22 protein-coding genes are annotated in these 21,270 nt (G+C 59.8%); 18 read left to right on the top strand and 4 right to left on the bottom strand.

Annotated elements, in window-relative coordinates; genetic code table 11:
* Nucleotides 1–56: 56 nt before the first annotated feature.
* From ssuD to BMZ79_RS17520, 11 genes are all read left to right on the top strand, one after another.
* On the top strand, nucleotides 57–1,202 hold the full coding sequence (gene ssuD, locus BMZ79_RS17570) for an FMNH2-dependent alkanesulfonate monooxygenase (RefSeq protein ID WP_090642059.1): 1,146 nt from the start codon (nucleotides 57–59) through the stop codon (nucleotides 1,200–1,202).
* Between the two features lie 12 nt (nucleotides 1,203–1,214).
* Nucleotides 1,215–2,012: an ABC transporter permease subunit gene (locus tag BMZ79_RS17565; RefSeq protein ID WP_090642057.1), complete on the top strand. Its 798-nt coding sequence runs from the start codon at nucleotides 1,215–1,217 to the stop codon at nucleotides 2,010–2,012.
* Nucleotides 1,982–2,800 carry an ATP-binding cassette domain-containing protein gene (locus BMZ79_RS17560; protein ID WP_090642056.1) on the top strand — a complete coding sequence of 273 codons (819 nt, stop codon included), beginning with the start codon at nucleotides 1,982–1,984 and terminating at the stop codon, nucleotides 2,798–2,800. Before BMZ79_RS17565 ends, BMZ79_RS17560 begins: the two co-directional genes overlap by 31 nt.
* Before the next feature lie 360 nt (nucleotides 2,801–3,160).
* Nucleotides 3,161–3,892, top strand: coding sequence for a rod shape-determining protein MreC (gene mreC / locus BMZ79_RS17555; protein WP_177222186.1), 732 nt, complete (start codon nucleotides 3,161–3,163; stop codon nucleotides 3,890–3,892).
* 217 nt (nucleotides 3,893–4,109) lie between these two features.
* On the top strand, nucleotides 4,110–4,988 hold the full coding sequence (locus BMZ79_RS17550) for a YusW family protein (RefSeq protein ID WP_090642053.1): 879 nt from the start codon (nucleotides 4,110–4,112) through the stop codon (nucleotides 4,986–4,988).
* A gap of 192 nt (nucleotides 4,989–5,180) precedes the next feature.
* Nucleotides 5,181–5,489 (top strand): PadR family transcriptional regulator, encoded by a 309-nt coding sequence (locus BMZ79_RS17545; RefSeq protein ID WP_305728349.1) that lies wholly within the window; start codon nucleotides 5,181–5,183, stop codon nucleotides 5,487–5,489.
* Entirely contained in the window at nucleotides 5,486–5,842 is a 357-nt protein-coding gene (locus tag BMZ79_RS17540) for a DUF1048 domain-containing protein (protein WP_090642051.1), read from the top strand. The genes BMZ79_RS17545 and BMZ79_RS17540 overlap by 4 nt, the downstream gene beginning before the upstream one ends.
* Before the next feature lies 1 nt (nucleotide 5,843).
* Complete coding sequence (locus tag BMZ79_RS17535; RefSeq protein ID WP_090642050.1) at nucleotides 5,844–6,194, top strand: DUF1048 domain-containing protein; 351 nt, start codon at nucleotides 5,844–5,846, stop codon at nucleotides 6,192–6,194.
* A gap of 13 nt (nucleotides 6,195–6,207) precedes the next feature.
* Nucleotides 6,208–6,966, top strand: coding sequence for an ABC transporter ATP-binding protein (locus BMZ79_RS17530; protein ID WP_090642048.1), 759 nt, complete (start codon nucleotides 6,208–6,210; stop codon nucleotides 6,964–6,966).
* Nucleotides 6,967–6,968: 2 nt separating this feature from the next.
* A complete protein-coding gene (locus tag BMZ79_RS17525; protein WP_090642047.1) occupies nucleotides 6,969–7,730 on the top strand; it encodes an ABC transporter permease in 762 nt (253 codons plus the stop codon).
* 303 nt (nucleotides 7,731–8,033) lie between these two features.
* The gene (locus BMZ79_RS17520; RefSeq protein ID WP_177222185.1) at nucleotides 8,034–8,624 is read left to right on the top strand and encodes an exopolysaccharide biosynthesis protein; all 591 of its coding nucleotides are present in this window, start codon (nucleotides 8,034–8,036) and stop codon (nucleotides 8,622–8,624) included.
* A 64-nt stretch (nucleotides 8,625–8,688) separates the two neighbouring features.
* Here the strand turns inward: BMZ79_RS17520 and BMZ79_RS17515 are convergent, their stop codons facing one another.
* Nucleotides 8,689–9,843 carry a winged helix DNA-binding domain-containing protein gene (locus tag BMZ79_RS17515; RefSeq protein WP_090642043.1) on the bottom strand — a complete coding sequence of 385 codons (1,155 nt, stop codon included), beginning with the start codon at nucleotides 9,841–9,843 and terminating at the stop codon, nucleotides 8,689–8,691.
* A 200-nt stretch (nucleotides 9,844–10,043) separates the two neighbouring features.
* Between BMZ79_RS17515 and BMZ79_RS17510 the strand changes: the two genes are divergently transcribed.
* Nucleotides 10,044–11,003, top strand: coding sequence for a helix-turn-helix transcriptional regulator (locus BMZ79_RS17510; protein ID WP_090642042.1), 960 nt, complete (start codon nucleotides 10,044–10,046; stop codon nucleotides 11,001–11,003).
* A 129-nt stretch (nucleotides 11,004–11,132) separates the two neighbouring features.
* On the opposite strand, the gene BMZ79_RS17505 is transcribed toward BMZ79_RS17510, so the two are convergent.
* Nucleotides 11,133–11,720 (bottom strand): YjgB family protein, encoded by a 588-nt coding sequence (locus BMZ79_RS17505; protein ID WP_090642041.1) that lies wholly within the window; start codon nucleotides 11,718–11,720, stop codon nucleotides 11,133–11,135.
* Nucleotides 11,721–12,165: 445 nt separating this feature from the next.
* Between BMZ79_RS17505 and BMZ79_RS34310 the strand changes: the two genes are divergently transcribed.
* The 3 genes from BMZ79_RS34310 (at nucleotide 12,166) to BMZ79_RS17490 (ending at nucleotide 17,188) form a co-directional block, all read left to right on the top strand.
* Entirely contained in the window at nucleotides 12,166–12,342 is a 177-nt protein-coding gene (locus BMZ79_RS34310) for a hypothetical protein (protein ID WP_177222184.1), read from the top strand.
* A gap of 278 nt (nucleotides 12,343–12,620) precedes the next feature.
* Nucleotides 12,621–15,239, top strand: a complete 2,619-nt coding sequence (gene ppsA, locus BMZ79_RS17495; protein WP_090642038.1) for a phosphoenolpyruvate synthase — start codon at nucleotides 12,621–12,623, stop codon at nucleotides 15,237–15,239.
* A gap of 341 nt (nucleotides 15,240–15,580) precedes the next feature.
* Complete coding sequence (locus BMZ79_RS17490) at nucleotides 15,581–17,188, top strand: ATP-binding protein (protein ID WP_256252803.1); 1,608 nt, start codon at nucleotides 15,581–15,583, stop codon at nucleotides 17,186–17,188.
* Nucleotides 17,189–17,272: 84 nt separating this feature from the next.
* On the opposite strand, the gene BMZ79_RS17485 is transcribed toward BMZ79_RS17490, so the two are convergent.
* Both BMZ79_RS17485 and BMZ79_RS17480 read right to left on the bottom strand, forming a co-directional pair.
* Nucleotides 17,273–17,497: a hypothetical protein gene (locus tag BMZ79_RS17485; RefSeq protein WP_090642035.1), complete on the bottom strand. Its 225-nt coding sequence runs from the start codon at nucleotides 17,495–17,497 to the stop codon at nucleotides 17,273–17,275.
* 90 nt (nucleotides 17,498–17,587) lie between these two features.
* Complete coding sequence (locus BMZ79_RS17480; protein ID WP_090642034.1) at nucleotides 17,588–18,505, bottom strand: helix-turn-helix transcriptional regulator; 918 nt, start codon at nucleotides 18,503–18,505, stop codon at nucleotides 17,588–17,590.
* 262 nt (nucleotides 18,506–18,767) lie between these two features.
* Here BMZ79_RS17480 and BMZ79_RS34715 point away from each other — a divergent pair, with 262 nt between their 5' ends.
* The 3 genes from BMZ79_RS34715 (at nucleotide 18,768) to BMZ79_RS17470 (ending at nucleotide 21,170) form a co-directional block, all read left to right on the top strand.
* A complete protein-coding gene (locus tag BMZ79_RS34715) occupies nucleotides 18,768–18,968 on the top strand; it encodes an esterase/lipase family protein (RefSeq protein WP_218154711.1) in 201 nt (66 codons plus the stop codon).
* 26 nt (nucleotides 18,969–18,994) lie between these two features.
* Nucleotides 18,995–20,113, top strand: a complete 1,119-nt coding sequence (locus BMZ79_RS17475; RefSeq protein WP_090642032.1) for a hypothetical protein — start codon at nucleotides 18,995–18,997, stop codon at nucleotides 20,111–20,113.
* A 166-nt stretch (nucleotides 20,114–20,279) separates the two neighbouring features.
* On the top strand, nucleotides 20,280–21,170 hold the full coding sequence (locus BMZ79_RS17470) for an oxidoreductase (protein ID WP_090642031.1): 891 nt from the start codon (nucleotides 20,280–20,282) through the stop codon (nucleotides 21,168–21,170).
* Nucleotides 21,171–21,270: the final 100 nt, after the last annotated feature.

Raw genomic sequence — 21,270 nt, 5'->3', positions numbered from 1 at the left:
TTATTCGGCATCGATTCGCAGGGCCATAATATCCGACAACGGAAGGGTGTATGACAATGGAAGTATTTTGGTTTATACCGACGCATGGCGACGGACGTTATCTGGGCAGCGCCGAAGGCGCGCGCGTCGTCGATGCCACCTATATGCAGCAAATCGCGCAGGCGGCCGACCGCCTCGGCTATGGCGGCGTGCTGCTGCCGACGGGAACCTCATGCGAGGATGCGTGGGTCGCGGCTTCTTCGCTCATCCCCGTGACGGAGAGGCTGAAGTTTCTGGTCGCGCTGCGCCCGGGACTGATGTCGCCGACGCTGTCCGCGAGAATGGCGGCGACGTTCGACCGCCTCTCGAACGGGCGGCTGCTCGTTAACGTCGTCACCGGCGGAGACCCGGTCGAGCTCGAGAGCGAGGGCGTATTCCTCGCGCATGACGAGCGTTACGAGCTGACGAGCGAGTTCCTCGATATTTGGCGCCGGGAGCTGAGCGGCGAGCACGTCGATTACGAAGGCAAGCACCTGAAGGTGAAGGACGGCAAAGTGCTCTACCCGCCGGTGCAGAAGCCGTACCCGCCGCTCTATTTCGGGGGATCGTCTCCGGCCGGCCAAGAGGTGGCGGCGGACCATATCGACGTCTATCTGACTTGGGGCGAACCGCCACAAGAGGTCGCGAAGAAGATCGACCGCGTACGCCGCATGGCGGCCGATCGGGGCAGGACGGTTCGGTTCGGCATCCGGCTGCACGTCATCGTCCGCGAGACGTCCGAAGCGGCATGGCGGGAAGCGGACCGCCTGATCAGCAAGGTCGACGACGCCGCGATCGCGGCGGCCCGGAAGGTATTCGCGCGCTACGATTCGGAAGGGCAGAAGCGGATGTCGAACCTGAACGGCGGCGACCGGAGCCAGCTCGAAATCTATCCGAACCTGTGGGCGGGCGTCGGCCTCGTCCGGGGCGGCGCCGGCACGGCCCTCGTCGGCAATCCCGAGGAGGTGGCCGGCCTGATGAAGGAGTATGCGGCCCTCGGGATCGACACGTTTATTTTATCCGGCTATCCGCACTTGGAAGAAGCGTATCAATTCGCCGATCTCGTCTTCCCGCTGCTTCCGCTGAACGGCGTGCGGCCGACGGGCGGCCCGTCCTCGACGAGCCCGTTCGGCGAGCTCATCGCCAATGCGATCAAGCCCGCGGAGCGGGCGGCCGCCCGATAGGAGGAAGCAAGAATGAAGCGTCCATTCGCGCGTAACTGGAAAACCGGCACGTTATCGATCGGACTTGAATGGCTGATCCCGATCCTGATCGTCGCGCTCTGGCAATGGTTCGGCAGCATGGGGTGGATCTCGGAGCGGATCCTGCCCACGCCCGCGTCCGTCGTGGAAGCCGGCGTCAAGCTGATACGGAACGGCGATCTGTTCCGCTATATCGGCGACAGCACGGAGCGGGCGCTCATCGGCTTCGCGATCGGCGGCGGCATCGGCTTCGCGCTGGCGATCCTGAACGGCTTGCTGCCGCTCGCGGAGAAGCTGACCGACTCGTCGATCCAAATGATTCGCACGATTCCGCATTTGTCGCTGATTCCGCTGATCATCGCGTGGTTCGGCATCGGCGAGCAGGGCAAAATCTTTCTCGTCGCGCTCGGCGTCGCGTTTCCGATCTACTTGAACGCGCTGCACGGCATCCGGTCCGTCGACACGGGCTTGATCGAGATGGGCCGCACGTACGGCTTGCGGGGATTTGCCCTCTTCCGGACGATTATTTTCCCCGGCGCGCTGCCGTCGATTCTGGTCGGTCTTCGGTTTGCGCTCGGCATCATGTGGATCACGCTGATCGTCTCGGAGACGATCTCGGCCAACAGCGGCATCGGGTATATGGCGATGAACGCGCGGGAGTTCTTCCAAATGGACGTCGTCGTGCTTAGCATCGTCATCTACGCGCTGCTCGGCAAGCTGTCGGATTGGGTGGCGAAGCTCATGGAGAGGAGTTGGCTGAAATGGCATCCGCACTATCGGCAAGGGAAATAACCCAGGCGCCGCAAACGGCATTCGCGAACGAAGCTCCGGCCCGGGGGTTGACGGTCGACGTACGGGACGCGGTCGTCCGGTTCGGCGATCTGACCGTGCTGCGGGAGCTGGAGCTGACGGTTCCGGCGGGGCAGTTTTTGGCGGTCGTCGGACGAAGCGGCTGCGGCAAAAGCACGCTGCTTCGCTTGCTGGCCGGCTTGGAGCAGGCGTCGAAGGGCACGGTATCCATCGGCGGGACGGAGGCGGCCGGATTGCGGTCCGACGTGCGGGTGATGTTCCAGGACGCCCGGCTGCTCCCGTGGAAAACGGTGCTCGACAACGTCCGAATCGGCGCGGAGGGCGGCGACCGCGACCGGGCGCTGGAGGCGCTGGCGCTTGTCGGCCTGGCCGACCGGGCGAAGGAGTGGCCGTCCGTGCTGTCGGGCGGGCAGCGGCAGCGGGTCGCGCTGGCGCGGGCGCTCGTCAGCGATCCGAGCTTGCTGCTGTTCGACGAGCCGCTCGGCGCGCTCGACGCGCTGACCCGCATCGAGATGCAGCGGCTCATCGAGCGATTGTGGCTGGAGCGGCGGTTCACCGCCGTGCTCGTGACCCACGACGTGAGCGAAGCCGTGGCGCTGGCCGACCGCGTCGTGCTGGTGGAGAACGGCGCGATCTCGCAGGACATCGCCATCGCGCTTGCGCGGCCGCGCGAGAAGGACGGCGGCTTTATCCACTACGAGAGCGGCTTATTGAATCGCGTGCTGGGCAGACATCCGGGAAGCGGCAATCAAGAAGGGTTTGCGATCTAGCGCGCTGCTTGACCTGAAGCGCAACTCGAAGCGCAACTTAGGAAGAACCGAATCCTTCGCCAAGCGCGAGGAGACGGTTCTTTTTTTCACTCCAGGATAAACACAGGGAGGATAGTCGAGCGGCGCTCCCATCCTGGTCCCGATCCGGCAAACGACTCATCGTTCCGAATAGCATCCATTGCATTCACGGCTACCGGCCCGACGTCGCGGTACGCGAATGGCTGGCGCCGTCCGAGCCGCAGGCCTGTAACTTTGCCGCGCCCAGAATCGTCTTTTCACTGAAAGGCCGTATCTAAACTAGGGGTAAGCGGGGCAGGAACCTTCATGAGATCTCGAAACGTCAGACTCAGAAGATTGGTAATGTCGAGCATGATCGGCGTTGTCGGCGCAGCGCTTGTCGGAGTTGCGTATCGCGCGGAGTTGATGTCTTACGTGACGAACACGCATCAAGGGCTGTCGGCGTTGTATGCGACTTACCAGGAAAACAAGCAGTTGAAGAAAATCGCGAATCTGGCCGGTATTCGGGCGATCAGGATGTGGCAAACGGAGACCGACATCGCCGAGTTGAACAAAGCCAAAGCGGCGAAGAAACAATTGCCGGCGACCTACGCCTACAAAGTAGCCAGAATTGCCGACGCCGCCGCGGACACGATCCAGCTCGACTTAGGGAGTCTGGACGGCGTGAAGCAGAACGATGCCGTGCTTTCGCTCGACCAATATTTCGTGGGGATGGTGACCGCGGTCGAGAAGCATTCCGCGACGGTCGGACTCCTGAATACGGAGTCGTACATGACCAATAAGGGCATCGCGATTCGCGCCGAAAACAAAGCGTCCACCTTCGGCATCGCCGAATACGATGCGAACGCGGAGCGCTTAGCGATAAAAAAAATTCCTCCCGATGCCTTGATCAAGAAGGGGGATGTCATCGAAACGTTGGGAGGAGACACCTCCAGATATCGGCCCGGCTTGAAAATCGGAACGGCTGCCAGCATCGAGGTCAGTCCGATGGGCCTGTCGAGCGAAGCGACCCTGGAAATCCCCGAGTTCCCAACCTCTCATGACGTGTTTGTCTTTATCATCGCGGGGCCTTGATCAAACGGGGGTGCAGGCAGGGGCCGCCGGGTGAGGAACAACACTACCCCCCGTTAAGAGCCGCATGTAATGCGGCTTTTTTGCGTTGCGGGATAAAGCGCCAGGCGAATGATGATCGGACGTTTGAACCCTACGGACTTAAAAACAACCCTATGCAACGAACACCTGTATTGGCTGCCAAGTACGAAAACATGCATGTTAATGGAGGAGGCACATTTTGAAGAAGAAAATATCTTATATGTTGATCGGTGCGCTATGCGCCCTGATGCTTTCCTACGGCTTCGTGGCTTACGCGGATCATGATTCGTCCGCCTTGGCGGAGGATAGACCGGCGGCAAGCGGTACGTACGTCGTCCCGTCCGAGTCCGATGCGGCGGCGGTTACGCCCGCGCCGGCTCAGACGCGCGCCGGTGAAGCGCCGATTCAGCTGGAACAGCTGAAAGCCTTGGACATTAAAATCGCTGGCAATAACGCGAAAATCAAGATCGAGCTCGAAAAGGAAGAACCGAAGTCCGAATCCAAGGTAGAACTGAAGCGTGGCGATCGGAAGCAATACCTGACGGGCAGCGAAGCGACCGCATTCATCCGGCAGCTTCTCGCGGCCCTCAAGCTCCAGGCAGACATGGATCGGCAGCAAATCGCGGATGCGTTGGTGAAGCGCTTCGCCGTCGAGCCGGCCGGCGTCGAGGTGAAATTCGATATCAAATTGAAGGATCGCCCGGATGAATTGAAATTCAAGGCAGAAAAAGACGACGATGACGATGACGCGGCGAACGTTCAAGCCCTGCAGGCAACGGTTCATCCTAGCGGGAAGGACCGGCTTGCAGCGAATAACCAGCCGACGACACAAGCGCAGAAAAAAGCGCTGATCGCACGGAAAAAAGCGCTGCAGCAAGCTTGGCAAAAAGCGCATAAAGAGCAGCAAGCAAAGAAGCAGCAGCAAAAGCAGCGGGTCCGCGGCGATCGGGACGACGACCATGATAACGGCCAAAAACACGGCGAAGACAAGCATGATCAAGGCGAGGACAACGACCACGGCGGCGATCATGGCCAACAGCACGAGCAGGACGAGCATGACGACGAGGACCGCTCATAACGCGAAAAAGCCCCGGCAATGGGGCTTTTTTTGTTTGCCCGGAAACAAGAGAAGGGAGATGGCAAGGAAAATTTTGGCGCGCGCGTATTGACACCTCGGCTACTACGTGTTACTTTATAGTAGTAGTAAGTGTTACTTGATACCAGTCGTACAGAATAGCGAGAGGTGATCGTGCTGGAAAACCTGACGGAAATGCTTAAAGGGGTGCTTGAGGGCAGCGTCCTTGAAATTATAAGCCGCAACGAAACCTACGGCTACGAGATCACGCGGCGGCTGAACGCCCTCGGCTTCGCGGACGTTGTGGAGGGGACGGTGTACACGATCCTCATCCGGCTTGAGAAGAACAAGCTGGTGGAGATTACCAAGAAGCCTTCCGACATGGGACCGCCGCGGAAGTTCTTCGCGATCAACGACGCGGGACGCGAGGAGCTGCGGAGATTCTGGGAGAAATGGGAGTTCGTATCCTCAAAAATGAGCGAGTTAAAGGAGCGGCAATCATGAACATTTGGGAAAAAATCACCGGCAGCGACATGACGAAGGAAATGAAAGGCTTTGAAGCGCGAATCCAAAAGCTGCCGGCCGATTATCGGGCGGCATGGGGAGAAATCAACGCCCGTCTTTGGCCGCACTCCGATTTCACCGGCCGCAACCTCATGCCGATTCTTGACGGCGTGCTCGGCTTGTTCGAGGAAGCGGCCGCGGACGGTCAGACGGTCCGGGAGGTACTGGGCGACGATATCAGAGGCTTCTGCTCAGCGCTGGCGGGCGAAGAAGGGGCAAAGTCCTATCGCGACAAGTGGCGCGATCAGCTCAACGATACGATCGCCAAAAAATTAGGCCAATCGGAGGGATAACATGAGCATTCAAGCTATCATTCAAGGCAAAAAGGAGTGGCGCGCGCACGTGGCGCGCGTCAAAGCGCTCCCGAAGGATTACCGGATCGTCTATCGCGAGCTGCAAAAATATCTTTTTAAAGTCGGCCCCGTGGAGCTAACCGCCGGGACGGGCTTGCTCTCGGGGATCGTCGATCTCTTCGAGGAGGGCGCGGCTTCGGGGAAAGGCGTGCTCGAAGTGACGGGCCGCGACGTGGCGGCGTTCTGCGACGAGCTGATCAAGGATTCCAAGACGTACGCCGACCTCTATCAAGCATCACTCGTTCAAGAAGGCAGCAAGGCCATGAACAAGAATACGGATCAAACAAAGTAAAGGGGGGAGCCGGATGGAAACGGCCATCGAAGTGAAAGGCCTGCGCAAATCTTTCAAGGACGCCGAAGTCCTGAAAGGCGTCGATTTTGAAGTGAAGCGGGGCGAGATTTTCGCCCTGCTCGGCTCCAACGGCGCGGGCAAGACGACGATTGTCAGAATCCTCGCCACGCTGCTCAAGCAGGACGGAGGCACCGCCCGCGTAACCGGCCATGACGTCGCGTCAAAGCCCGACCGCGTACGTCAATCGATTAGCCTGACCGGGCAGTTTGCCGCCGTGGACGAGATTCTGACCGGACGGGAGAACTTGGTCATGATTGCCAAACTGCGGCACCTTGAGCATCCGCGCCGGGTGGCGGATGAATTGCTGAATCGCTTCGGCTTGAACGGCGCCGCCGACCGCAAGGCGTCCGCCTATTCGGGCGGCATGCGCCGCAGGCTCGACATCGCCATGAGCCTGATCGGCAATCCGCAGGTCATCTTCCTCGACGAGCCGACCACGGGACTTGACCCCGAGGCGCGCATCGAGGCTTGGCAAATCGTCAAGGAGCTTGCCGACGGAGGCACGACGGTCTTCCTGACCACGCAGTACCTGGAAGAGGCCGAACAACTTGCCGATCGGATCGCCATTTTGCATGAAGGCCGCATTATTGCCGACGGCACGCTGGAGGAGCTGAAGAAGCGGTTTCCGCCCGCGAAGACGGAGTATGTGGAAAAACAACCTTCATTGGAAGAGATCTTCCTCGCCATCATCGGTAAAAGGGAGGCGAAATAGCCATGCACCATTCCTTTTTCAGCGATATGCGCGTTATGCTCGGACGGTCCATGCGTCACGTGTTCCGCAGCATGGACACCATCGTCACGGTCTGCATCACGCCGATCGCGATGATGCTGCTGTTCGTCTATGTATTCGGCGGCGCCATCCAAACCGGAACGGATCACTATGTGAATTATCTGCTGCCCGGCATCCTGCTGATCGCGATTGCAAGCGGCATCTCCTATACGGCTTACCGCCTGTTTATGGATAAGCAGCGGGGCATTATCGAGCGGTTCCACTCCATGCCGATCGCGCGATCCGCTTTGCTGTGGGGGCATGTGCTGACCTCGCTGGCATCCAACCTCATATCGCTGGCGGTCATCATTCTCGTAGCGCTCCTTATGGGCTTTCGCTCGTCGGCAGGGGTTCTGCCATGGCTTGCCGTAATCGGTATCCTCGTGCTGTTTACGCTGGCTTTGACGTGGGTCGCGGCGATTGCCGGGTTGACCGGTAAAACGGTGGAGGGCGCAAGCGCGTTTTCGTATCCGCTGATCTTCCTGCCGTTCGTCAGCTCGGCCTTCGTGCCGACCGATTCGATGCCGAAGGTCGTCCGCGCCTTCGCCGACAACCAGCCGGTGACGTCAATCGTGGAAGCCATCCGCGCGCTGCTGTCGGGTCAGCCTGCGGGCAATGAGATCTGGATCGCGCTCGCGTGGTGCGTCGGAATCATGCTCGCGGCTTATCTCTTCGCGATGCGCGTCTACAGACGGCGAGCGACCTAATGCCGGCAAGACAGTTAAAGGCGCGGGGTTAACAAAAACTTCAAGAAAAGGGACTCCGCCAGCGTCGACCGTGCTTTGTCCGGCGTACTCGCGCCACGCAAGCGTTTAACCCAACGGGAAGGCAGCCGGTCTCCAGCGATCGGCTGCCTTCCTTCGATAGACCGGGCGGTTGTTCGTTAGCTTGGTATGATAAGATGGGGTTGAAGCGATACCGCAAGCGCCAGTCGGGAGACAATTATCTTTTTTTGGAGGAGCATGGTTTTGTCTGAGAAGCCGCGTATGGAAGATCGCAGTATAGCCGATGTGTTGCAGCAATTGCTCGTAAGCCTGGAAGGAAAGCAGCTGAAGCTTGGAGACCTGCTCGCGGCGCTGAAGGAACAAGGACCGTTCTTCATGCTTACGATCTTGTCCGTGCCGTTCCTTCAACCGCTTGCCCTGCCCGGGGTAAGCACGCCGTTCGGCATTCTGATCGCCATGCTCTCCCTTGGCATTTTAGTCAGCCGGGAGGTCGCGATTCCGAGGCGCGTCCATGCTTTTCAAATGCCCCCGAAGGGCGTAAGGGTGCTGTTCCGGGGAGCGATCGCCTTGTTCCGGAAGCTGGAGCGTTGGTCCAGGCCGCGTTATGACCGTCTGCTGCAGTCGAAACGGCTGCGCATGCTTCATGCCGTGCTCATGCTCGTCACCGGTATTTTGCTGCTGCTGCCGTTGCCGATCCCGTTCTCGAATTCACTGCCCGCCTATGTCGTCTTCTTTATATCCCTCGGCTACTTGCTGCGAGACGGCTTGATGATCCCGCTCTCCTATGCGTTTTTCGTGCTGACCGCCGTATATTTCGCCTTGATTGCTTTTCTCGGCATCGAGGGGATGAAGCTGTTGTTCAGTCGGTTGATTTGAGTCCTATCATCGATTCAATCGATTCAACATGCCGACTATGTTCATGATGCTCAGACACCTATCTCTAGCTTCCCCCTTGCTGAATAATGACTTCATGCGAATGATCCTCCGCGGCAAATTGAAGCAGACGGGCTCCTTCAAGCCGTAACGCGTCGGAATCGGGAGAGGAAAGGGCGACGAAGGGATCGATGCACAGGATGGCTTTCCCTCGTTCGCGCGTTAACTTCCAGGTCCCGGCGACATATCCGTCGATGAGGATCGTTGAGCGGACGATGCCGTTCGCCGTGCAGACTTGGCTGCGGTATTCGTCAGGGAGTATTCGGCCGCGGTCCGCATGGGACAACAGGGTATTGTCGAATTCGCCGAGAAATCTCGGCTCGGCAGGCGTATCCGAGTCGGGCCGCGGAGCGTCAGGCAGATCGAATAATTCTTCGCCCGCCGGATTTCGAAACGCGACCAGTCCGGGGCGCAGCCGTTCCATCGCTTTGCCCAGCCCGGTCAGTCCCGACCATGCCTGCACGTCTTTCGCCGTAGCCGGACCGAACGCCGCCAAATACCGCCGGATCAGCAGCTCCGTATCCGGCTCGGCGCTGCGCGATTGTCCGAGCCATCGTTCGGCCGAGGTATGGACGGCTTGCCCGCTCTCGCCCCATATCCCTCGCGGCGGAAGCTGGACGAGCGGGACCAAGTTCCGAACGGCGGCCGCCAGCGCTTCACCCTGAAGGGCGGGCCAGCGTTCGCGCATATGCCGCCCCAATTCGCCGAACGTCCTGGGCCGGTCCTCCACCAGGCTGCGGCCGAACGCTGCCAGCTGCTTCGGATCCGCGCCTTTAAGCTGCCGGCCGAAGGCGCCTTTTAAGCTCCGTTCCATAACGCTTTGCAGCGTCGACCGGAGCTGCATGGCGTCGGAAGCGGAAACCAAGTGCAAGGTGGCGCGCATAAGCGCCATGCGTACCGCCTGCTTATCCAGGAGGAGCCGCGACAGCCCTTCCTGCCGAAAGTCCTCCAACCGGGCCCACAACGCGAAGTAGGGCGCGTTCGGCGCTTGCGCTTGCAGGCCGATCAATCGCTCCACGGCCTCCAAAACGGACAGCTTCTCGCGGCGGAGCAGCATTTGCCGCGCGAGCAAAGCGCGATTCAAGGCGCGGGCATCAAGAACCGCGTTCGTTTTGATGTCGCCTCCCGAGAGATGGTTTCGCGTGCCGTTCGATGCGCTCATTTCGTCAGCCTCCCGTCGTTTCGTTTCGGAAGTCCATCGTATGCAGGATACAATGTCACCTCGCGAGGATGTTCGGTGTCGTCCTTATTGTAACCGTCCGTTCCTGACAACAGTCTGTCAAGAACGCGGGGACGTTGAACAACATATTTCGATATGACAGCTCTACATCTGTCATTCGGCAGCGGAAGGAGCGCGGCTCATTGAAAATACAGCGTCTGCTTGGCATCACGATGGCCTTATTAAGCCAGCGCCGGGTTAACGCCCAGACCTTGGCGGATAAGTTCGAGGTATCCCTGCGGACGATTTACCGCGACGTCGAGACCATCAATACGGCAGGCATTCCCATCGTTTCCTTCACCGGAACGGATGGGGGCTACGAAATTATGGAGCAGTTCCGCATCGATCGGCAAATCGTGACCTTCGAAGATCTGCAGTCGATACTGGTTGCGTTACGAGGCGTGCAAGCCTCGCTGGACGACAAGGAAATGGACGGCCTCGTGACCAAGATCAAGGCCCTGATCGCGAGATCGGAACGGAACCGGATGGAAGAACTCGGCGAGACGCTGATGTTCGATACGAATCTGCGGCACGGCGGCGGATTGGAGGATAAGTCCATCCTTGGCGCGCTTCGCCAAGCCGCGAAGAATCGGTGCGTGGCATCGTTCGATTATACCAATACGGACGGCATCGTCGAGCAGCGGGAAGCGGAGCCGATCGGATTAGCATGGAAGGGCTACGCGTGGTACTTATACGCGTACTGCAGGCTGCGAAGCGACTATCGCACTTTTCGGCTCTCGAGAATAAGCGGCCTGCGCGTTCAGACGGAGCATTTCGCGAGCCGCGGGGTTCGCATGGAGGAGCTGGATGCGCGATGGGGCAGCAAGGAGTCCGGCCCCATGGTGGAGCTTGCGCTGCGATTCGATTCCCGCCTGCGCGTTCGGGTCGAGGAGGCTTTCGGGCTGGACAAGGTCGAGCGCCAGGAGGACGGCACGCTGCTGGTCCGAGCCAGCTATCCGGACAATTCCTGGATGTACGGTATGCTATTGAGCTACGGGCCGGACGTTCAAGTCGTGGAGCCGCCAGCCGTCGCGAACAAGATCAAAGAGCTGGGCAGGCAAATCTATGCCAATTACCAACGGGCAGCAAGCGATAACGCATAGATGGAGCATGGAATAGCATGAGTAAAAGCCCGTTTCGCCGTACGGCGAAACGGGCTTATCTATCGTGCGATGGAAAGCTTCATCGAATGACAGCTTCGTCGAATGGGAAGATCGCGGACGGAGCGGGCGTTACTTGACCGGCTTGTTCACGAGGTTGATGTGGTCCAGCCCCGTGCCGCTCGTGCCGTTGAAGATGAATTCCAGCTCGTACTTGCCGCGCACGTACGTGAGTTTCTTTTGGACGGTCTTGCCCGATTTGATCAAGGTCGACGCGTTCGGGGCGCCCCAGTGCTGGACCAGCATGCGGACGGTAATGCCGCCGAGGTTCGTCTGGCGCTCGACGTTCGTCCCGAAGTAGCGCATTTCCCGGATTTTACCGAGCTTGTAGTTGATGGCGTAGCCGGGGTGGCCCATCTCCGCGTGATAGACGTCGAAGCCGTCGGCGTCCGTAGCCGGGGATTCGGCTTCGCCGATCGTCTTGAGGACCGTCTCATGCGTGGTCGAACCGAGCGTGAAGTTGTGGAAGTTCGGGAACTGGCCTTGGAGAGCCGGCTTGTAGAAGCTCATCAGCGTTTCGAAAGCCTTCATATGCGCGTCAACCGGCGCGGCGGTACCGGCTGCCGCGTAAGAAGGGGCGGCGCCGACGGCGGAGAGAGCCAACGTTCCGGCGGCCACCGCGGCGATCGCCGTTTTTTTCGCGGATGTCAAGAGTTTCATTATTATTCCTCCTCATGGTGAGCGGATCGGGTCCGCTTGATCGTAAGTTTGTTGCCTGCCTGCCTGCCTGTTGTCTTGAACGCCGAATGCTGGATCGGCCGGCGATATTCGCGTCTTCGCGGTTGCCGGACAAGGGAACTTGCTGCTTACATGCTCATATTACCCGGGACGCGCGCGAAGTTCGTTACAAATCGGTAACGAGAAAGTAACAACAAAGTAACGACGGTACAAGGCTATGCCCCTGGAAGGCGGCGAGCGGATGCGAATTCGTCTGGCTGCACGCGACCTTGTTCAACGACTTGCGAAATATCGGCTACGCCTGGGCTCAAGCGGGCGAAAGCGATTTCGGGCGGGCGCGATTCAATTTTTCGCTTGTTTATATCGTATACCGAACTAATTTTGCCGCATATGCATCTTATAGGAGTTCAAAAAGAGGAGGATGGACGTGCAGAAACTCCCGGCGGAAGCCTACTGCCCCGTATGCCGTACGCTCAGACGGTTCGCGGCCTGTCCGGAACGCGACGAATCGATGGGCCCCGAGACGTACCCGGTCGCGCTATGCCCGACCTGCAAAGAAACGATCGAGGAGACCTTGACCGCCTACTATGCGAATCATCCATAAGCGCCGATGCGGCGCTTTTTTTGTTAGGCGGAGAGATGGAGGACCGCGGGCGGGCCGGAGAGGTTTATTGCCCGGGGATGAAAAACAAAAAAGAACCTGGACGGCCGTCCAGGTTCTTCCTATTGCAAGGATATAGGCGCAATGATAAAATCAGTGTACGACTGATTTCATATATAAGTCATAGTTAATCCATCTTACAAGTTAATTGTACCATGCCTTTAAAACCCCTGTCAACCGATTGTTTTCTTACTATTCTTCATGCTGAGGAGAGATGTCGAATGAACGCCTTGGTTCTCGATTTCCGGGAAACGGACAAAAACCAGCTGATGCTCGTTGGCGGAAAAGGGCTGCATTTAGGGGAATTGTCGGCGCTTCCGGGCATCCGGGTACCGGAAGGATTTTGCGTCACGACGGCGGCCTTCCGACAAGCCGTCACCAGGCGCGACGCGTATGCGGCTTTGCTGGATCGGCTAACCGGGCTGAAATCGGATGATCGGAAGGGAATCGCCGACGTCAGCCGTCAGCTCCGGCAGTTCATTCTGGAAGCCGACATGCCTTCCGACATCGCGGAGGCCGTCGCCCGCCGTCTCTCCCGGTTCGGCGAGGCGCACGCGTACGCGGTGCGTTCCAGCGCGACGGCCGAAGATTTGCCGCACGCTTCGTTTGCCGGCCAGCAGGATACGTATTTGAATATCATCGGCACGGAGTCGATCCTGGATCATATCCGAAAATGCTGGGCTTCCCTATTCACGGACCGCGCGGTGATCTACCGGGTTCAAAACGGCTTCGGCCACCGTCACGTGTACGTATCCGTCGTCGTGCAGCGGATGGTCTTTCCGGAGGCATCCGGGATCTTGTTTACCGCCGATCCGATAACGTCGAACCGGAAGCTGGCGTCGATCGACGCCGGCTTCGGGCTGGGCGAAGCGCTGGTCTCGGGCTTGGTATCCGCCGACGGGTATACGGTACGGGACGACCAAATCGTCGACAAGCGAATCGCGGCCAAGACGCTGGCGATCCATGGACGGCCGGAAGGCGGAACGGAGACCCGGCCGGTCGAGCCCTGGCTGCAGGGGACGCAGGTGCTGACGGACGATCAGATCGTACGGCTGGCGCGCCTCGGAAGAGAGATCGAATCTTACTTCGGCTGTCCGCAAGACATCGAATGGTGCTTGGCCGGCGATGACTTCCAGATCGTTCAGAGCCGGCCGATCACGACGTTATTCCCGATTCCCGAAGAGTCCGACCGCGCGAATCGCGTGTATCTCTCCGTCGGGCATCAACAAATGATGACGGACCCCATCAAGCCGCTCGGCTTGTCCTTCTACCTGCTCATTACGCCGGCCCCCATGCGCAAAGCCGCTGGCAGGCTGTACGTCGACGCGACGCCGATACTGGCTTCGCCCGCCACCCGCGAATCGGTGTTGAAGACGTGGGGCCAAGCCGATCCGCTGATTAAAGACGCGCTTACGAGCCTGCTCGAGCGGGGCGATTTTATTCCGTCGTTGCCGGCCGACGCCACAGAACCGGGTCCGGACGCGCGCGCGAAAAGCAAATCGCCGGAAGGGTTTCAGCCGCCTCCGTTCGAGAACGATCCGGGCATCGTCGCCGAATTGATGAACCGCAGCCGAACGTCGATCGAAGCGCTCAAGCAAGCCATCCGCGCGAAATCCGGTTCGGAGCTGCTGGACTTTATTTTGGACGACATCCGGGAGCTGAAGCGGGTTCTGTTCGATCCGCAAAGTACGGCCGTGTTCATGGCCGCGATGAACGCGTCGTTCTGGATCAACGAGCACATGGAGAAGTGGCTGGGCGAGAAGAACGCGGCGGATCCGATCTCGCAATCCGTCCCCAACAATATCACGTCGGAGATGGGCTTGGCGCTGTTGGACGTCGCCGACGCGATCCGTCCTTACCCGGACGTCGTCGCTTATTTGCGGCAGACGAAAGACGACCGCTTCTTGGAGGCGCTGCCGAAGTTCGAAGGCGGGCCGGAAGCCCGGGAGGCGATCGAGGCGTACCTGGGCCGCTACGGCATGCGCTGCGCCGGTGAGATCGATATCGCGCGGACGCGCTGGGGGGAGAAGCCGCTCACGCTCGTCCCGCTGATTCTCGCGAACGTCAAGCACTTCGAGCCGCATGAGAGCCGGCGGAGATTCGAGCAAGGGCTCCGGGAGGCGTCGAATAAAGAGCAAGATTTGATCGAACGCTTGAAGACCTTGCCGGACGGCGAGCGGAAAGCGGCCGAAACCAAACGGATGATCGCGCTCGTCCGGAATTTCATCGGGTATCGGGAATATCCCAAATACGGCATGGTGAGCCGCCTATACGTCTATAAGCAGGCCTTGCTGGAAGAAGCCGGCCGGCTCGCGCAAGCGGGCGTCATTCAGGATCCGGAAGCTATTTTCGACCTGACGTTCGAAGAGCTCCGCGAGGCCGTGCGTACCCGGCAAGCCGATCGCCGGCTCATCGGCAGGCGAAAGGACGCGTACGAAGCCTATGCCAAGCTCACGCCGCCGCGCGTCATGACGTCCGACGGCGAAATCATCGCGGGCACGTACAAACGCGATAACCTTCCGGACGGCGCGCTCGCGGGCTTGCCCGTGTCTTCCGGCGTCATCGAGGGACGCGCGCGCGTCCTGCTCAACATGGAAGAGGCCGACCTGGAGGAAGGCGACATCCTGGTGACCGCCTTCACGGATCCGAGCTGGACGCCCTTGTTCGTCTCCATTAAAGGCCTCGTCACCGAAGTCGGCGGCGTGATGACGCACGGTGCCGTCATCGCGCGCGAATACGGCTTGCCAGCGGTGGTCAACGTGGAGCGCGCGACCAAACGGATTCAAGACGGACAGCGCATCCGCGTGCATGGCACCGAAGGGTATGTTGAACTGTTGTAAATGAAAAAGGAACCTGTAATGCCTTGCGCCATAACGACGGGCAAAAACAAGGGCAGCCGAGCGATCCCTCCCTCGGCTGCCCTTTGTCGATGGCGGACCTCCGCGTACGTCGATGCGCCGCGTTCGTTCGCGATGCGAATTTCATGCCGGGGCCGCCGAAACTTCTGCGCCCGAAGAAGCGTCACAAACAAAAGAATAAAAACTTTTGCCGGAAACCGACAAGGATTTCCAGCCGGAATCTCGTATTCAAACAGTGGGATTAATCGCGGCAGCCGTGGAGAGCAGCGTGACGCAAGACTAGGAGACGTGGGTGATCATTATTGTTTCTGTTTGACTACATCGTGAATCTTTCGATTTTTTCGCTCTTGGTCAGTACGCCGTTCGTGATCCGCTCGTTCATCAATCTGAGGCCGCTGAAGCATCCGCATATATGGATCGGCCTCTATGGAGGCACCGTCGCGATCGTGCTCGTCCTGTTGGCCGTGAAGCAGCAAGGCTACGTCTACGATATCCGCTATGCCCCCGTCATCTTGACGTATGCTTATCTCGGCCCGGTGTCGGGCTTGATTACCGCGCTGTTCGCCTTGTCCATCCGATTGCTGTCCAGCGGGAACTGGTTGCCCGCCATCGGCGGCTGGGCGTTCATCATGACGGTCTTCACCCTGCTGCACGCGTACTTTTCCCGTCGCCGGCTGGCCCCGTTCAAGCGGAGCCTGGCTCTGTCCGGCGCGTACGTCGTGCTGTACTTGTGTACCGTGGCGACGTTCCGCATTTTGGTGAACAAGCCGCTTTTTCACGTGCAATATTTATGGTTCGTCCTCCTAGGCGTCCTGCTGGGCGGAGTGCTGATCGAATCGCATGAACGGCTGCGCCGGATCATGGACGAACGCAGCGACATGGAAGCGTCGCTGAACGCGAGCGAGTACCAATACCGGCTCATTGCCGAGCATACGTCCGACCTCATTATGGTGCTGGATCCCGACCGCGCGATCCGGTATCTCTCTCCTTCGCATGCTTTCGTGCTGGGCTATCCCGATCTGACGCAGGATTGCGCGACGCTGAACCGGGTCATCAACCCCGAGGACGCGAAGATGTTCAACCAGACCGTCGGCCGAATCCTGGCGCATAAGACGGCGCAGTCGATGGAAATCCGGTTTCGGCATCGGGACGGGCATCTGATCCCGTTCGATTCCCTATGCAAGCCGGTCGTGGGGAAAGGCGGACGAATCGAGCATATCGTCATCATCAGCAGGGACATCTCGGAGCGCAAAAAAGCGGAGGCGTTCTTGCTGCAGTCCGAGAAGCTGTCCATCGTCGGAGAATTGGCGGCGGGCATCGCCCACGAAATCCGCAATCCGCTGACGACGATCAAAGGGTTTCTTCATCTGTACAAGCTCGAGAACCCCGCGATGAAATACGGCGATCTGCTCCGGGACGAATTGGAACGCATCGAGATCATTACGAGCGAGCTGCTCTCGATGGCCAAGCCGCAGGCCGCCGCGTATACGGTCGCGAACGTCAGGGACGTCATCGAGCAAACGCTCGAATTCTTGACGCCGCAGACGCTGTTGCACAACATCGCGTTCATCCGCGATTACCGGGGGGAGCATTTTCCGGTGACGTGCGCGACGAATCAATTAAAGCAGGTGTTCCTCAATATCTTGAAGAACGCGATCGAATCCATGCCGGGCGGCGGAGACATCCGCATCGGCCTGCGGCTGGAGGAGAACGGGGAATGCCTCGTCTCGATCGAGGATCAAGGCTGCGGCATTCCGGAGGAGCATCTGCAGCGGCTGGGGCAGCCCTTCTACAGCTTGAAAGAGAAAGGGACGGGGCTCGGCCTCATGATCAGCCATAAAATCATCAAGCAGTATCATGGCCGCATCGCCTACCGGAGCAAGGTCGGCTTAGGCACGCGGATCGACATCTGGCTGCCGGTCGGCGGCTGACGGCAGGCGTCGGCTGATGCCGGCAGGCGGCTGATGACGGGCGGCGGCTGATGCCATAACGGCTCCGCGATCCCGTTCGTGGCTTCACTCGGGCCGCCGCGCCGCCCGCTGCTCGCCGGACGGGGGCTCTTCCGCTTGCGGAGCCATGCCGAATGCCCGCAGCGGGAGCAGGAGGATCGCGAATAAGGACGATCGCTTCTTCGGTTTAGCAGGTACCTGCGTCCATTTCCACGCGTGCTTATCGAATTCCCGGAGCTCCCGATTTTTGAATGCGATCTGTTTCTCGTGCCAATAGGGATGATTCATCATGCGCCTCACGTTCCTTTCGTGTCGCCGTACTTGAACGGACAGCCGTTCGAACGTGATTCATTATAAAAAAAGAAGTATGACAGCAGCGTGTCATACTTCCTCGTAGCGGCCCAGCATGGCCGCTATTTTCTTTTTCATGCGCTGCCGCAGCGACGGCGGTTCGAGCACGACCGCGTACTCGCCGAAGCAGAGCAACTTCTCGATCAGCCACTCGGCATCGATCGGTTCGACGATGGTGAGCGTAAGCGTCCCGTCTTCGTGGAACGTCTTCTCGTCCACGTAAAATTCGTCCAGCACCCGGGCGGACGACCCGGCCGCGAAGCGGATGACGGCATGCTCGACCTGCTCATGCCCGTACCCGCCGCCGGGGAACATCTCATCCATGCGGGTTTCCGGGTGCGGCTCGAAGACGTCGGGCAGCTCGGCCAGCTCCGACATTCTCGTGAGCTTGAACACCCGATAGTCGCGGCGCGTCCGACAGTAGCCGTACAAGTACCATGTGCCGTACTTCATCACCAGGCTGACCGGTTCGACGGTCCGGTCCTGATGCTCGTCCTTGGCGTTCATATACCGGAAGCGGACGACGCGGCCGGCGTTTATGGAGGCGCGAATCGCGCGGAGAAGCGCGACGTAGGCTCTCCAGCTGCCGAGATCCATCCGTAGGCTCGGAGCTCGGCCGTTGTCGGTCTGCACGGTCTTCAGACGCTGAATCGTCTCTTGCGCCCGCTCGTCCTGGAAGACGGTCGACGCGCTGTCGAGCAGCGTGATCAAGGAGGCGATGTCGTCGGAGCCGAGCAGACTCTTGTCCATCTTGTATTCTTTCATGATCCCGTAGCCGCCGTTCGCGCCTTGATAGGAGACGACGGGAATGCCCGCCGCGCAGATCGCCTCGATGTCCCGGTAGATCGTCCGTTGCGAGACGCCGTATCTGTCCGCCAATTCCGCCGCCGACACCACCTCGTGATTCAGCAGCCTGTAGATGATGGATAATAAGCGTTCCAGCTTCACGATTGCCTACCCGCCTTTGGAAAAATTCGTATCCCGCTTCTATGATCGTAGACGAGCGAAGGGCAATCTTCAAGCCTTATTTGGCGATGTTCGCCAACGAACGGGCATCATGGATCCCCCCGCCCCCGTGAAACTAGTCGCACCGAATTCACATCATCCAAAATTTGGATTTTATGCTTGAAGAAGGGAATGCTAGAGGGACTCGCGAATAGCCTGTGGGAAAGATACTTTGAGAGGCGGCAAGCCTCTTGGGAGGGTACCTATGGCGCGCCGTCCAATCGTCTTGCTACACGGCTATTCGGGGAATGGCGAATCCTTTCGCGCGTGGGCCGATAAGCTGATCGCGCGCGGCTATGACCGGCAGTCGGTGCATGTTTGTTCCTACGAGACGCTGACCAACGAGGTGACGATTCCGGACATGCCGAGGCGTTCGACCGGGCGCTCCGGGAGCGAGCCGGCCTGAAGGAGGACGAGCCGTTCGACGCGATCGTGCATTCCACGGGGATGCTCGTGCTCCGTTCCTGGCTGACGGTGTACGCGACGCGGCGAGATCGGCTCAAGCATCTGGTCGGACTGGCGCCAGCCACGTTCGGCTCGCCTCTGGCCCATAAGGGCAGGAGCTGGCTGGGCGGCGTGTTCAAGGGACGCAAGGAGATGGGGCCGGATTTTCTCGAGGCCGGCGACCGCGTGCTGGATGCCCTTGAGCTGGGAAGCCGGTTTACTTGGGACCTGGCCGAAAAAGATTTGTTCGGCGGCGTGCCGTACTATGGACCGCACGGGGATACCCCGTACGTGTTTATTTTCTGCGGGACCGAGGGATACGGCGGCATCAAGAAGCTGATCAGCGAGCCGGGGACGGACGGAACCGTGCGCCGGGCGGGCTGCGGGCTGAACGTCCGGAAGATCAAAGCGGACTTGACGCAGAGCGCGCCGGAGGGGCGGATCGCCTTTTCGGCGTGGAGCAACGTGGATATTCCGATGGTGCCCGTCGCGGGCTTGGATCACGGTTCGATTCTGTCGAAGCCGACGGAAGGGCTGGTCGACATGGTGCATGCCGCTTTGGGCGTCGAGGACGGGCAGGCGCTCGCGGACTGGACGAAGGACGCCGACCGCCGGACCCGCGACGTCTTGACCGGGCTGACCCGCTGGCAGCAGTTCGTCATTCGGGCCCGGGACGAGCGGGGCGACCCGATTCGGGATTACTACGTTCAATTGGAGGGCAGGCGCAAGCAAGGACGGGCCGAAGCGTTGGAATCGTTCGATTTGGACGTGCATACCTATGGCGGCGACGCCAGCCTGCGGAATTTCCACGTCAATCTGGACGAACTGGACTCCGAGTCGCTGCAGAGCCTGTCGCTGAAGGTGATCGCCTCCTCCGGCTCCTCGCTCGTCGCGTATTACGGATACGCGAGCGCGGCCGCGGCGGCGGCGGAGCTAGGGAATGAAGGTACCTGGCAGGCCGAGTTGGATCTATCCGGCTTGCTGGGCGAACGGGAGGTCAAGTTTTTCTATCCGTTCACGACGACCCTGATCGAGCTGAAGCTGAACCGGGAGCCGCTTCCGCTCACGGGACCCAATCACGTCTGCAGGTTCATCGAGATGAAGTAACCGCGACTTTTATTATGAAGGCCCTCTGGGAACTCCGCGTTCCTGGGGGGCTATTTGTTTGGATTGGGTGGAATAAATATTCCGAAACGGCTTGACGCTCGCTAGGAATCGGACTATACTGACTATGGAACAAATATTCCAAACCTACTTAAGGAGGCATCATGATATGTCGAAGGTATGGCTGATTACGGGAAGCTCGCGCGGTTTCGGACGGAGTCTTGCGGAAGCGGTGCTGGCGAAAGGCGACCGGCTCGTCGCGACGGCCCGCAACACGGATCAAATCGCCGACCTGGCGGCGCGTTACGGCAGCCGGGTTCGCGTCGTGCAGTTGGACGTGACGCGGTACGAGCAGGCCGAGGCCGCCGTCAACGCCGCGTTCGAAACGTTCGGGCGCCTGGACGTCCTGGTCAATAACGCCGGTTACGGCAACGTATCCGCCATCGAAGAAACGTCGCTGGACGACTTCCGCGCGCAAGTGGAGACGAACCTGTGGGGCGTCGTGAACGTCACGAAAGCCGCGCTGCCGTCGCTTCGGAAGCAGGGCTTCGGCCACATCGTCCAATTCTCGTCCATCGGCGGCCGCACGGGCGCCCCGGGCCTCGCGCCGTACCAGATGGCGAAGTGGGCGGTGGAAGGCTTCTCCGAGGTACTGGTCAAGGAAGTCGCTCCGCTCGGCCTGAAGGTCACGCTGATCGAGCCGGGCGGCTTCCGTACCGACTGGGCCGGCACCTCCATGCGGCACGTCGAGCCCGGCGAAGCGTACCGCGACACGGTCGGCGGCTTGCTGAAGCATCTGCGCGACACGACCGGCAAGGAGAACGGCGATCCGGACAAAGCGGCCCAAGCGATCCTCGCGATCGCGGACGAAGCGAATCCGCCGCTCCGCCTGCTGCTCGGCAGCGACGCCGTGGACATCGCGAATGCGGTGGATACGGGCAAATTGGCCGAAACGAAGCGGTGGGAGCCGCTCAGCCGCTCGACCGACTTCGCGGCGAAGACGCTGGATCCGGCCGTAACGCGCATGTACGACGAGTTCAACGAACAAGAACAAGGATGAAGCCTTGCCTTGAACGGCGAAGCCGCGCATATTCGGCCGGCGGAACGCCCATCCTAAGCCAAGCGGCAGTTCCGTACGGCCAATTGAAGAACAGAACAGG

The organism is Paenibacillus sp. UNC496MF, from assembly GCF_900113915.1.
GTDB lineage: Bacteria > Bacillota > Bacilli > Paenibacillales > Paenibacillaceae > Paenibacillus_Z > Paenibacillus_Z artemisiicola.
The sequence above is the reverse complement of the archived record's forward strand: the minus strand, read 5'-3'. Positions and strand labels throughout refer to the sequence as shown.

Excerpts from the sequence above, each read along its gene's own strand:
- BMZ79_RS17545 (WP_305728349.1), top strand. The coding sequence starts at position 5,181 with ATGCTTAAAGGGGTGCTTGAGGGCAGCGTCCTTGAAATTATAAGCCGC.
- BMZ79_RS17505 (WP_090642041.1), bottom strand. The coding sequence starts at position 11,720 with ATGAAACTCTTGACATCCGCGAAAAAAACGGCGATCGCCGCGGTGGCC.
- ssuD (WP_090642059.1), top strand. The coding sequence starts at position 57 with ATGGAAGTATTTTGGTTTATACCGACGCATGGCGACGGACGTTATCTG.
- BMZ79_RS17530 (WP_090642048.1), top strand. The coding sequence starts at position 6,208 with ATGGAAACGGCCATCGAAGTGAAAGGCCTGCGCAAATCTTTCAAGGAC.
- BMZ79_RS17470 (WP_090642031.1), top strand. The coding sequence starts at position 20,280 with ATGTCGAAGGTATGGCTGATTACGGGAAGCTCGCGCGGTTTCGGACGG.
- ppsA (WP_090642038.1), top strand. The coding sequence starts at position 12,621 with ATGAACGCCTTGGTTCTCGATTTCCGGGAAACGGACAAAAACCAGCTG.
- BMZ79_RS17565 (WP_090642057.1), top strand. The coding sequence starts at position 1,215 with ATGAAGCGTCCATTCGCGCGTAACTGGAAAACCGGCACGTTATCGATC.
- BMZ79_RS17560 (WP_090642056.1), top strand. The coding sequence starts at position 1,982 with ATGGCATCCGCACTATCGGCAAGGGAAATAACCCAGGCGCCGCAAACG.
- BMZ79_RS17540 (WP_090642051.1), top strand. The coding sequence starts at position 5,486 with ATGAACATTTGGGAAAAAATCACCGGCAGCGACATGACGAAGGAAATG.
- BMZ79_RS17485 (WP_090642035.1), bottom strand. The coding sequence starts at position 17,497 with ATGATGAATCATCCCTATTGGCACGAGAAACAGATCGCATTCAAAAAT.
- BMZ79_RS17535 (WP_090642050.1), top strand. The coding sequence starts at position 5,844 with ATGAGCATTCAAGCTATCATTCAAGGCAAAAAGGAGTGGCGCGCGCAC.
- BMZ79_RS17525 (WP_090642047.1), top strand. The coding sequence starts at position 6,969 with ATGCACCATTCCTTTTTCAGCGATATGCGCGTTATGCTCGGACGGTCC.
- BMZ79_RS17515 (WP_090642043.1), bottom strand. The coding sequence starts at position 9,843 with ATGAGCGCATCGAACGGCACGCGAAACCATCTCTCGGGAGGCGACATC.
- mreC (WP_177222186.1), top strand. The coding sequence starts at position 3,161 with ATGTCGAGCATGATCGGCGTTGTCGGCGCAGCGCTTGTCGGAGTTGCG.
- BMZ79_RS34715 (WP_218154711.1), top strand. The coding sequence starts at position 18,768 with ATGGCGCGCCGTCCAATCGTCTTGCTACACGGCTATTCGGGGAATGGC.